This window comes from Silvimonas sp. JCM 19000 (assembly GCF_054652575.1).
Map to the genome: position 1 here is coordinate 96766 of NZ_BAAIHC010000015.1, position 12169 is coordinate 108934.

The following is a 12169-nucleotide window of genomic DNA, read 5'->3' on the forward strand; positions in this document are numbered from 1 at the left end:
CCTTAAAACGCTTTTTGTTCAGGATAAAAACTGGTGAAGTCGTTATCCCATTTGAAGTTGATAAATGAAACCGTCACCGAGATATCCAGCCCTTCCACAAAATGCCAGCAACCCACCGGCAAAAACAGGATCTCGCCCGGCTCCAGCGTGCATTCCAGCACTTGCGCGCCGCGCATCATCGGAAAACGGTTGTAATCAATGGCACGGCCATCGACATGGGTAAAGCAATGCTCGTGATTGTAAACAGCCGGCAATTCACACGCGGGCATTAACAAAATACGTTTGCGCCCAATGACCTGCGCCATAAAGTTATTGGTCAGATCATGGTGAAACGGGGTAATGGTGCCGGCCGGGCCTATCCATAAAAAGCCCTGATCCGGACTACCGGTATCCAGATAATCCGGCACTTGCACAATGTCTTGCCACAGCACCGCCAGCTCACGCCGGTTCTGCCCGGTGTTATTGGCCGTCATATAGAAATCATTGGTACGGCCTGCGCTTGCCACCTTGGCCAGATAATCGGCAAAGCGCATGGTTTGCTTGTGCTGCAATTTATTGATTTCGTAATGATCATCGGCATTACGCGCGCCTTGGACCTCGACCATTTTGTCGCCACAGCGCGCAGCAAAATATTCGAGATTCCATTTTTGCATGGCGGGCCAGTGGTCCATCATGCCGGTGATGATTACCGGGCGGCCGGTGGTATAGAAATCATTAAAGAAATCGGCGCCGCTCAATTGATGCCGGCGCGGAATTTCAGCCGCGCGTTGCCGATTAAGTTTGCGTTGGCTGTTCAATATCCAGTCGCGTTTAGCGAGGCGGTTTTTAAGCCGATTGGCCCCGGCCAGATAGGGGCTGGCCAGCGCCTGATCGACTTCAGTGCGCGCGGTATCGGGGTCTACGCCTGCGTGGATCATGATGGCCACCAGTTCTGCCGGGTTGCTGCCCAGAATCAGGTTTTCCGCTAGCCAGCGGCGCCATTCATGATCGACTTGCATCTGTTGCCGGGTCTCCATCCTGGTATGTCCTCTCGGGTTTCTGGTTTTGGTCTTATGGCAAAGCAAACAACGCCTTGAGCCTAAACCATCCGTCCCGCAATTTCATACTGCCACGCGACAATCGCCCGCCAGACGCAGCCCGAAGCGCGACTATTACAGGGCGAATCGCATCGATAAATCGATGGCGCGCACGTCCTTGGTCAGCTTGCCGACCGAGATACGGTCAACCCCGGTTTCGGCAATGGCGCGTATATGCTCCAGATCGATGCCGCCCGAAGCCTCCAGCGCCGCTTTGCCGGCAGTGCGTTCCACCGCGCTGCGCATATCGGCCAGGCTCATATTGTCGAGCAATATCGAAACCGCGCCGCCAGCCAGCGCTTGCTCCAGCTCATCCAGGTTTTCTACTTCGATCTGGATGCTGACATGCGCCGGGGCGATCTCGCGCGCTGCCGCCAGCGCCTGGGCAATGCCGCCCGCCGCCATGATGTGGTTTTCCTTGATCAGAATGCCGTCGTACAAGCCAATGCGCTGGTTTTCGCCGCCGCCTACCCGCACCGCATATTTCTGCGCCAGACGCAGGCCGGGCAGCGTTTTGCGCGTGTCGTAAACCTTGGCGCGCGTCCCCGCGATCACGTCGGCGTAACGCCGGGTTTCGCTGGCGACGCTGGACAGTAGCTGCAAAAAATTGAGCGCCGTACGTTCTGCGGTCAACAAGCTGCGTGCCGGGCCTTGCAGCGTACACAAGACGGTATTGGGCGCCACCAGCTCGCCCTCAGCCACTTGCCACGCCACCTGGCACGCCGGGTTGACCTGATGTAACGCTTCTTCAAACCAGGCCTGGCCGCAAATCACGGCGGCCTCGCGCGCCACCACTGCCGCGCTGCCATGGCGCTCGGGCGGGATCAGCATGGCGGTGTAATCGGCGGCGCCGACGTCTTCAGTCAAAGTAGCGGCCACCTGGGCGGCGATGATGTGGCGAGCGGGTAAAACAGCAGTCATGCGGCGTCCTCGGGCCATTGCAACGGGGCGATGGCGGCTTTGATTTCGTTACGGATCCGCGCCAGTGCCTCAGGCGTTTCGGCCTCAAAGCGCAAGGTCAGCACCGGCGTGGTGTTAGAGGCGCGGATCAGGCCAAAGCCGTCCGCGTATTCAATGCGCAAACCATCAATAGTGATGATTTCGCGCGCAGTCGGAAATTGTGCGCTGGTGGCAATGCGGCGCACCACGCTGTGGCCGTCTTCGTCCACGTGCACTTGCACTTCGGGCGACGACTGATATTGCGGCATGTCGTCTAGCAACTGGTCCAGATCGACGCCGCTGGCAATCATGCGGGCGATACGCGCACCAGCGTACAGGCCGTCATCAAACTTCCATTGCCCAAACGCCAGATGGCCGGACAACTCGCCCGCCACCAGCGCGCCGGTTTCTTGCAGCCGTTTTTTCATATGGGTGTGGCCGGTGGCAATGGCCTCGCTGGTGCCGCCCAGTTCTTCCACCCAGGCCGATACCGCGCGCGATGATTTCACGTCATACAAGACGTGGCCGCCCGGTTGCGCCTTGAGGCAATCTTCGGCAAACAGCATCAGGATGCGGTCGCCCGGTACGGTACGGCCGGATCGGGTTACCACGCCCAGGCGATCCCCGTCGCCGTCAAAGGCCAGCCCGACATCAGCGTTATGCGCTGCCACCGCCGCTTGCAGATCGACCAGATTGGCGGCCACTTGCGGATCGGGATGATGGTTAGGGAAATGGCCATCCACTTCGCAAAACAGCTCGATGACGTGGCAACCCAGCTGCCGGTATAGCTGCGGCGCAAACGCGCCCGGCGCGCCATTGCCGCAATCAATCACCACGGTCAGCGGTTTGGCCAGCACGTTTTGCTCGCACACGCCGTTGCTGTAATCGGTGGCGATAATCAGCGGCTCGACCTTGCCGACGGCGGTTTCAAAATCCTCGGCTTCGATCAGATCAGCCAGGCTGGCCAGGCGGGCATCGCCCACGGTAACGCCGCCGTCCATGATCTTGATGCCGTTGTAATCCGGGGGATTGTGGCTGCCGGTGACCACCGCGCCGCAGCCATCGGCGCGATATAGCGCCGCGTAATACATCATCGGCGTGGCCGCCAGACCCAGATCAAGCACATGCAGCCCACATTCGGCCAGGCCCTTGATCAGATTGTCCGCCAGCACCGGGCTGGACAAACGGCCGTCGCGGCCCACCGCAAAGCGGGTATGGCCCGCGCGGATGGCCATGGTGCCCGCCGCGCGGCCGATGTAATAAGCGGCCTGCGGCGTGAGCTTGTCGACCGTGGAGCGGACGTCGTAAGCCTTGAACAGAGTGCGGTCGATCTGCGCCATCATGCGTACTCCTGAGTCGGGAGATTACTTTTAAAGAAATCGAGCAAGGTGCCTGGCAGCCAATCCAGCCGCCCCGGCACGCGCCGCGTACTCATTCCGGGCGAGGCAAAGCCGACATGGCCGCCGTGCTCGGGTTGCAGCAAGGTCACCGCCGCCGACACCTCGGCCTGCGTCGGCAAGCTGGCGGCGGGTACAAAGGGATCGTTGCGCGCGTTGATGACCAGTGTAGGCACGCAAATATTGATCAGGTGCGGTTTGCTGCTGGAAGACTGCCAATAGTGATCGACATCGCGAAAGCCGTGGATGGGGGCTGTCACCAGGTTATCGAAAGCGCGCAGCGTGGTGGCGCGCCGCACTTCGGCCTGGTCGATCTGCGTATCGCCATGCAGGGTAAGCTTGCGCAGCATTTTGGCCTTGAGCGTGCGCAAGAATTCGCGGGTATAGATATGTCGGTTAAGGCCGGTGTCGAGCACGGCCCCGCAGGCCGCCAGATCCAGCGGCGCGCAGATGGCAGCGGCAGCTTGCACCCGCGCACGGGCCTGCGCGCCCTGCTCACCCAGCCACTTGAGCAAGGCATTGCCCCCCAGCGACACCCCCGCCGCAAACAGCGGCGCCCCCGGGTGCGCGGCCTGGATGCGCGCCAGGATCCAGTCTATCTCGTCGGTATCGCCCGCGTGATAAGCCCGCAGCTTCAGATTTTCGACTTCGCCGCACGAACGAAAATGCGGCACCACCCCACGCCAGCCCAAGGCCTGCGTGGCCGCGAACAAAGACTGCGAATAGTGGCTGGCCGAACTTCCTTCCAGCCCGTGAAACAGCACCAGCACCGGCGCCTGTGCCGCGGCCGCATCCATCCAGTCAACCACAATCTGGTCGTCATCCGGCGTATGCCAGGTTTCGCGCCGGAACACCGGCCCACCGCGGCGCAAAGCCAGCGCCGGATACAGCGTTTGCAAATGACCGCCAGGCAACCAGGCCGGGGCCTGATACGGGCGTCGCGTTGGGGGCAGGGTTTTGGACATGGGCAGAGGCTAAGGCAAGCGTTACGCGGGTTCAAGCCCGGGTTATGAGGGCGGCGCGTGGTATCTGCAAGCAGATTACAAATTTATTTAACAATCGGCGCGTATACCGGCTGTGCGTGCGAGCAAAATAACGCGCAACCCGACCCCGGAAGTCTTCTTTTACCCTACGCCGCGAGTCCTGCCATGACCCCGTCTGAATTTGAAACCCGCAACGCCACCGAAATGGATGATCAACCCAGCGACCCGTCGCGTCGTCGCATGCTGGAGAGCCTGGCCGCGCTGAGCGCCGCCGGTGTCCTGCCCGTGCTGGCCAGCGAAGAAGCCGCTGCCGCCACGCCCGCCAGCCACGGTGGCTCCCTCGATGCCCAGCTCAAGACGCATATCAAGAACGTGGTCGTCATCTACCTGGAAAACCGCAGCTTTAACAATCTGTACGGTGACTTCCCCGGCGTGGAGCAGCCTTTGTCTGCGCTCAAACCCGAGCAATACACCCAGCTGGATCGCGATGGCAAAGCCCTGCCCACCCTGCCCAGGATCTGGGGCGGCCTGGTGCAAAAAGGTCAGACCGTTGGCGGCAAGTACTATTTGATCAAAGAAGACCAAATCAACAATCTGCCCAATGCGCCCTTCCCGCTTAAAGATGCCGAAGGCAAAGCGCTGCCGGAAGCCGTGGTCACGCGCGATTTATGGCATGTGTTCTATCAAAACCAGATGCAGATTAATGGCGGCAAGAATGATCAATTTGCCGCATGGGCGGATTCTGGTGGCCTGGTCATGGGTTATTACGACAAATCGGCCGAGAACCTGAATATGTGGCAGATCGCGCGTAAATACGTGCTGTGCGATCGCTTTTTTATGGCGGCCTTTGGCGGTTCTTATATGAACCACCAATATCTGATTGCCAGCCGTCCAAATGAATATTTCAACGCCGCGCAAACGGCCGCCAAAAAGAAGATTGCGGTGCTGGATGATGGCCCACAAGGCGTGCGTTTGAGCGTAGCCAAAGACAGCCCGGCTTCGGCACTGGATGGCGCACCCAGGTTTGTAAATAACGGCGCCATTACGCCCGATGGCTACGCGGTCAATACCATGGCGCCGCCGTATCAACCCAGCTGGATTGCCCCGGCTGAAGGCGGCGATGCTAATAGCGCCGATCCGGCCGATGCCGCGGTTTGCCCGCCGCAAACCTATGACACCATCGGCGATTTGCTCAGCCGCAAAAATATCAGTTGGGCCTGGTATGCCGGCAGCTGGCAGGCTGCGCTCGAAGGCAAAGGCGGGCCGGACGCGCCTAATTTCCAGTACCACCATCAACCGTTTAATTACTTCAAACAATTCGGCCCCGGTACCGCGGCCCGGACGCAACATCTAAAAGACGGCGGCCTTGGCGATAGCCCGTTGTCGAACAAGTTTATTGCCGATGCCATCGCCGGCAAATTGCCCGCGGTGGCGTTTTATAAACCACAGGGCAATCTGAATATGCACGCCGGGTATTCGGATGTGGAATCGGGCGATCGCCATGTGGCCAATGTGTTGTCGCATTTGATGGGCGGCCCGCAATGGAAAAACATGGTGGTGATCATTACCCATGACGAGAACGGCGGCTGGTGGGATCACGTGGCGCCGCCCAAGGGCGATCGCTGGGGGCCGGGCTCGCGCATTCCGGCGATTGTGGTTTCGCCGTTTGCCAAACGCGGCGTGGTTGACCATACCTTCTACGACACTACGTCCATTCTGCGGCTGATCAGCCGCATTCATGGCCTGCCCAAACTGGAAGGCATCAAGATGCGTGACGACGCCTTTGCTGCACGCGGTGCGCAGCCGCCCGGCGATTTGACCAATACCCTGCACTTTGGCTAGTCGCGCCCGGGCCGCGCTGATTGCGGCGCTTGCCCCATCCATCGCGCTAACCATTGACGTAAAAAAAACGCCCCGCGGGGCGTTTTTTATTGGGTGCAGTGCGCGGCTTATTCCACGCCACGGCTGTGCAGATATTCCTCGTAGCCACCCACGTAATGCGTGTAGCTGCCATCGCCATTCAATTCCAGAATCTGCGTGGCCAGCGAGGTAACAAACTGGCGATCGTGCGATACAAAAATCAGCGTGCCTTTGTACAGCTCCAGCGCCAGGTTCAACGATTCGATCGATTCCATATCCATATGGTTGGTCGGCTCGTCCATCACCAGCACGTTCGGCGTTTCCAGGATCAGCTTGCCGTACAGCATGCGGCCCTTCTCACCGCCCGACAGCACCTTGACCGACTTGTGCACATCGTCACCGCCAAACAGCAGGCGGCCCAGAATGCCACGGATGACCTGATCGTCCGTACCCGGTTGCGACCATTGCTTCATCCAGTCAAACAGCGTGATGTCTTCTTCGAAGTCAGCTTCGTGGTCTTGGGCAAAGTAGCCAGGCTGCGCTTTTTCGGCCCATTTGACGGTACCGGCATCCGGCGCCAGTTGGCCCACCAGCAATTTCATCAGCGTGGATTTACCCACGCCGTTACCACCGATCACGGCCAGCTTCTGACCGGCTTCCAGAATCAGCGTCAGGCTCTGGATCAACGGCTTGTCAAAGGACTTGGACAGATTGGCCGCATCAAAAGCAAAACGGTGCAGCTTGGCTTTGTCTTCCACATCAAAGCGGATGTACGGGTTCTGCCGTGACGACGGCTTGACCTCGACCATGTTCTCTTTGATCTTGTCGGCCAGCTTCAAACGGCTGGTGGCCTGACGGCTCTTGGATTTGTTGGCGGCAAAGCGCTGGGCAAATGCCTGCAGCTCTTGCACTTTTTCCTTGGCCTTGGCGTTGTCGGTCAACAAACGGGCGCGCGCTTGCGTGGCGGCCAGCATGTAGTCGTCGTAATTGCCCGGATAGATGCGGATTTCGCGATAGTCAACGTCGGCGATGTGGGTACACACCTGGTTCAAGAAGTGCCGATCGTGCGAAATGATCACCATGGTGGAATCACGCTCGTTCAGCGCGTCTTCCAGCCAACGAATGGTGTTGATATCCAGGTTGTTGGTCGGCTCGTCCAGCAACAGCACGTCCGGATTGCTGAACAGCGCCTGCGCCAGCAGCACGCGCAGCTTCCAGCCCGGTGCCACATCGCTCATCGGACCATTGTGTTGTTCCAGCGGAATGCCCGCGCCCAGCAACAAGGCACCGGCGCGCGCTTCGGCGGTGTAGCCGTCATATTCAGCCACCACGCCTTCGAGCTCGGCGGCGCGCATGTAATCGTCTTCGGTGGCTTCAGCATTGGCGTAAATCGCGTCGCGTTCGGCGATGGCGGCCCACAGCTCGCCATGGCCCTGCATCACCACGTCAATCACGCGCTGGTCTTCATAGGCAAACTGATCCTGGCGCAGCTTGCCCAGCCGCACGCCCGGGTCCAGCGCCACATTGCCCGCGGTTGGCTCCAGATCACCACCCAGAATCTTCATAAAGGTGGATTTACCGCAGCCGTTGGCACCGATCAGGCCATAACGGTTGCCATCGCCAAACTTGACGCTGACTTTTTCAAACAGCGGCTTGGCGCCGAACTGCATCGTAATATTGGAAGTACTGATCATCTCTGGCGTTTTCCTTCGCCGCCCACGCGCTTGCGGGGCGAAAGCGATTCAAATTCAGGACATTGCAAAACGGCGGATTCTAACATAGGCCGCTTGCGGCGCGTGCAGAGCGACATGACAGGCGCCTGGCCAGATGACAGGCGCGTGGTGTACGCGGTCTGCCGGGGACGGATACATACTTACGACATACATACAGCAGCGCCCGCGTAAAACCGGGCTTCGCCCGCCGGGTGCGACGTAACGCTTTGTTTTGCGGCCGCAATCTGTAAGCTAACCGCTTAAGCGGCCCAGTTGTTCCAGATTCGTGACACGCGCATACTGTGCGCATCTGACCCGCAAAGGGCATTCGGCATCCGCTCAATGAGGCCAATTCAATGTTCGATTTCAAAGGGCTGGTAGGCGCCCTCCTGAACCGTCGAGAACAAGACGGTGTATATGATTTCCAGTCAGCCACGCAGCTGATGCAAGTGCTGCCCGAAAGCGACATCCTGCAAGCGCAGATCGAGATCGTCAAAGCATTGCGGCAAATGAACGCCAATGCGGATATCTCGTTAAAAGAACGGCTGCGCACCGTGCCTTATCTGGACGAAAAAGCACGCCATCTGCAGCGCCATCTGGTCGATGTCTGCGAAGGCAACATCCTCGACGAAACCGCCAGCCCGCAACAAGTGCTGCCGACCATGCTCGCCTTCTGGCAAGAAATGGGCGACGCCTACCGCGTTTGCATCAAACAGGCGCTGGCCACCAAAGCGCGCGGTCTGGATAAACAACTGCATCTGTTCTGCCTGCGCGGCATGAGCTATTACGTGGCGCAAGCGCGCTGGTGCTATTTGCGTTATCTGGATCTGGAAAGCCGCACCTGGCGCAGCCTGCATCGCCTGTATACCTATGCCGAGCAAGGTGGTTACGTGGGCGAAGGCCTCGCCGCCTATGAAGACTCGCCCTTCAGCGACGTCCGCAGCGAATATCTGCAGGCCATGATGCTGTCGCTGGCCCAGCCCGACAAAATGCAACCGGTGCAAATCAGCATGACCGCGCAGTTTCTCAAGCGCTGGAGCGGCATGCTGGAAATCGAAAGCGAAATCCAGCCCAACCATCAACTGTTTGGCGTCAACATCGGCGGCGCAACGCCCCCCAAACGCCTGCGCCGCGATATGGTCGGCGAAAACTGGCGCTACTGGAGCACCGATGCGCTGGTCGCCCGTATGCGCGAAGCCGCCAGCCAACTGGAACAAGGCGGCTCCCCGGCCGCGATGGGTTTGCGCGCCGATACCGGCGTCGACGCCAATGTGCAGTTACTGAATCACCTTGCCAATATGTGGTGTCGCGAAATTCCCGCACCCATCCGCAAATACGAACGCCGCGCCGCGCAGAAGCCGATACATGTGGTGCGTGGCCTCGAAGAAATCATTCAGTTCTTGCGCGGCAGCCGCCCCGATAGCGGCATGGGCGTTGCGCGCTGGGAACTGGAAAACGAAAGCGACGGCGGCATTGGCATTACCTACCGCATCGCCAACGACGACAAACTGCTGGTGGGCGAAATCGTCTGCATGAGCGGCATCGGCAACAAGCCGTTCACCATCGGCACCGTGCGTCGCATCAACCGCAACCGCGACGGCGAAGTGCACGTCGGCATCGAGACGCTGTCACAAAGCCCGGTGGCGGTTGAACTGACCTCACTGCCGGACCAACGCCGCGTGCTGGCGCTGTACTGCCCCGACAGCGTCAGCCCTGCGCCCGGCCGTTTTTTGATCGTGCCGCAGCACCACGCCGACGAGCACCGCGAGTTCCGCCTGGCGGCCCAGGGCAAGGCCTACCGCATCCGCCTGGAACAAGCCACCGAACGCGGCCCACGCACAGCAATTGCGCCATTCTCGGTGCTGGAAAAGATCGCAGCCTGAACCTTGGCAGGCCCGATTGAATCCACGCTGGGCAGCCGCGCAGTTTGCGGCTAGAATACGCGCCTCAGATCGCACTGCCGGTCTGAATGGAGGTCTGGGTGAGTGGTTTAAACCAGCAGTCTTGAAAACTGCCGAGGATGTGAGTCCTCCGTGAGTTCGAATCTCACGGCCTCCGCCAGAATGAATGCAAAAAGCCCTGATTATTCAGGGCTTTTTTGTTTTCGGCTGTTGATCATCAGGTTGGCCTCAACGGCAAATCCTTTCCGCAATTCCGCAACCAGTTCCGCAACCCCCGTCTGCGGACTCGATTTTTAGGCACTATCAGCGACGCACAAAGGGCCACGGCTGAAGGAGTAATCTTTCGCATCGTGCAAGAAAGAGCTGCCGCTAACTGATGCATCTATACATCACAAATGTAAACTGACGTTGTGAACGAGTGCCTGCAGCCTTAAGATTCCGGGCCTAAATAAGCTTAGACGCACTGGATCATCGTCAAATGAAAATTACATACTTTGGTTATCATTTTAAGCCCTTTCGGAAGGTCGAACGCAAGCTGACGTCGATCTCCAAATTTTTGAAGGCCTTCTGTGCCTACGATGACCATAAATATAAAAATTCATTTAAATATTTTGATGACAACCTTTATCTACTTCACCATTCTGGCAATTTATTTATGTTTATTGCCAGTAAAGACGCCAATCTGATCAAGCGGATTAACGCCGAAGGAAAAAGCGTGGGCGATCTACAAAGCTTACTGGCGGCCGACGAGAAAATTGGCTTTGCGTCCTACGTATATATTGGCGATTACCATATAGCCTTTGCTTCGCAACTGCATGCTCCACGCCACGCGACGTTTGTAGAGTTTTTTAACAAAATACTCTATTCGTTGAACGATAGAACACATAAAATGATTTTGGTACCCTTAATGAGATCTGCAACCCGGGCCGATGCGTTGTCGCTAGATTTTATTGGCGAAAGTGCTATTCAGGTTGATAGTGCGAATGGTGTGTGGCAAAACATTGTTGAGACATTCGGAGGCGACGCAGCAGATTATATTGATGTGGACAGCTTCACAATTGTCATGAAGCCGAAGCGCGGTCGGAATATTAAGACGCCAGTAATTAATATGCTCAATAATGTAAAAGATGAAGGTCTAGACAAACTTGTTCTGCGCGCTAAAGACGAAGAGTCGGGAACTCTACAAGACATGTACATCCGTGGCAACGGAGGACTCTCGGACATTATTGACGCTCGCGACGAGAGTCAGTTGGAAGCGAAAATAGTCCAAGCCATTGAGGCTAACGCCATCTTAAGTCAGAAGATTTCGGAATTCGAAAATGCTGAAGGATCCAGTAAACAAAATATCGAATGCATTGCTGGCCATTCTATTAATAATGCCTGGCCCGCTACTTTTGGTAATTTACAAAATAACAACGCCGCCGTTTTGGCTGCCGCCGTTGAGGTTGGCCGCTAATACTAAAGATGTCGCCAATATGGTCGCCAGCTACTCGTTTACAATGCTAGGGTTTTTGGCTGCCATTATTACGATCATTTTTTCGGTAACGAATTCGTCATCCTGGATACGTTACAAACAGAAAGGTCACCACAAACGCCTTTTTTTAATGTATTACATTGCTGTATTCTTTTTGGTGGCGACGGCATTTTTATCTATTTTCAGTTTTGGGGGCACAACCGCCTTCCATTCTGTTTTTCTGCTAATGATTGCACTTTTTATCAGTAGCCTTTGGCAGATGCTGGCCTTGACCATCACTATTGTGAATATAGTTAGAAAGGCCAATGTCGAATAGTACCGAGGGACGGTTTAACAGTCCGTCCTTCGTGTAGCTATCAAAACCCCCGCCCCGCCTCAAAATCGCTGCAGATTTCGTCTAAGAAAATGAGCCCTATGCACCCGTATCTGGGCCTAATTTAATGCGGTTCTCTTCGTCCCTATTAGACGCATTTCGGCCCAAAATTGGCCCGTACGATCGCTAACGCTCGTCCGCTTACACCCCTCAAAAAGAACGATCGTTCTACAATGGCGGGCCATAATCTTCGATGCCCATCATGTGTACCCGGATCGTCCAATGCCGCGAGCTGAACGACTACGCCGCTGCGCTAGGCTGGAGAACGCGCACTCAGCGCAAGCGGTGGCCAGATCCCAACTACAACGCGAGTCTGGGTCATCGCATAGTCATCGCCCATACGCTTGATCGCATCCCGGACGGCAAGTTCAGCTTGAGCAAGTGGGGCCTGCGACCTCAATGGGCTACTGACACCGGCCTCCCTGTGGTGATAAACGCCCACTTCGGGCACGTA

General features: G+C 57.4%; 9 protein-coding genes and 1 tRNA gene. 5 read left to right on the top strand and 5 right to left on the bottom strand.

What is annotated here, in order from left to right; translation table 11 throughout:
• Positions 1-2: 2 nt before the first annotated feature.
• The 4 genes from ACYQ1A_RS14280 to ACYQ1A_RS14295 form a co-directional block, all read right to left on the bottom strand.
• Positions 3-998: a cupin-like domain-containing protein gene (locus tag ACYQ1A_RS14280; RefSeq protein ID WP_499363017.1), complete on the bottom strand. Its 996-nt coding sequence runs from the start codon at positions 996-998 to the stop codon at positions 3-5.
• 153 nt (positions 999-1151) lie between these two features.
• Positions 1152-1997, bottom strand: coding sequence for a carboxylating nicotinate-nucleotide diphosphorylase (nadC, locus tag ACYQ1A_RS14285; protein WP_499363019.1), 846 nt, complete (start codon positions 1995-1997; stop codon positions 1152-1154).
• A complete protein-coding gene (locus tag ACYQ1A_RS14290) occupies positions 1994-3355 on the bottom strand; it encodes a phosphomannomutase/phosphoglucomutase (protein WP_499363033.1) in 1362 nt (453 codons plus the stop codon). The genes nadC and ACYQ1A_RS14290 overlap by 4 nt, the downstream gene beginning before the upstream one ends.
• On the bottom strand, positions 3355-4377 hold the full coding sequence (locus ACYQ1A_RS14295; protein ID WP_499363020.1) for a YheT family hydrolase: 1023 nt from the start codon (positions 4375-4377) through the stop codon (positions 3355-3357). Before ACYQ1A_RS14295 ends, ACYQ1A_RS14290 begins: the two co-directional genes overlap by 1 nt.
• Positions 4378-4560: 183 nt before the next feature.
• Here ACYQ1A_RS14295 and ACYQ1A_RS14300 point away from each other — a divergent pair, with 183 nt between their 5' ends.
• Positions 4561-6237 carry an acid phosphatase gene (locus ACYQ1A_RS14300; protein ID WP_499363022.1) on the top strand — a complete coding sequence of 559 codons (1677 nt, stop codon included), beginning with the start codon at positions 4561-4563 and terminating at the stop codon, positions 6235-6237.
• A 107-nt stretch (positions 6238-6344) separates the two neighbouring features.
• Here ACYQ1A_RS14300 and ACYQ1A_RS14305 read toward each other — a convergent pair whose 3' ends face one another.
• Positions 6345-7949, bottom strand: coding sequence for an ABC-F family ATPase (locus ACYQ1A_RS14305; protein WP_053936283.1), 1605 nt, complete (start codon positions 7947-7949; stop codon positions 6345-6347).
• A gap of 374 nt (positions 7950-8323) precedes the next feature.
• Here ACYQ1A_RS14305 and ACYQ1A_RS14310 point away from each other — a divergent pair, with 374 nt between their 5' ends.
• The 4 genes from ACYQ1A_RS14310 to ACYQ1A_RS14325 all read left to right on the top strand — a co-directional run.
• Entirely contained in the window at positions 8324-9850 is a 1527-nt protein-coding gene (locus ACYQ1A_RS14310; RefSeq protein WP_499363024.1) for a cyclic-di-GMP receptor FimW-related protein, read from the top strand.
• A gap of 88 nt (positions 9851-9938) precedes the next feature.
• Positions 9939-10028: transfer RNA gene (locus ACYQ1A_RS14315), tRNA-Ser, on the top strand.
• A gap of 318 nt (positions 10029-10346) precedes the next feature.
• On the top strand, positions 10347-11324 hold the full coding sequence (locus tag ACYQ1A_RS14320; RefSeq protein ID WP_499363026.1) for a RexA family antiphage protein: 978 nt from the start codon (positions 10347-10349) through the stop codon (positions 11322-11324).
• Positions 11325-11917: 593 nt separating this feature from the next.
• Positions 11918-12169: SOS response-associated peptidase family protein (locus ACYQ1A_RS14325; protein WP_499363028.1), on the top strand; the 252-nt coding region annotated here is incomplete at its 3' end.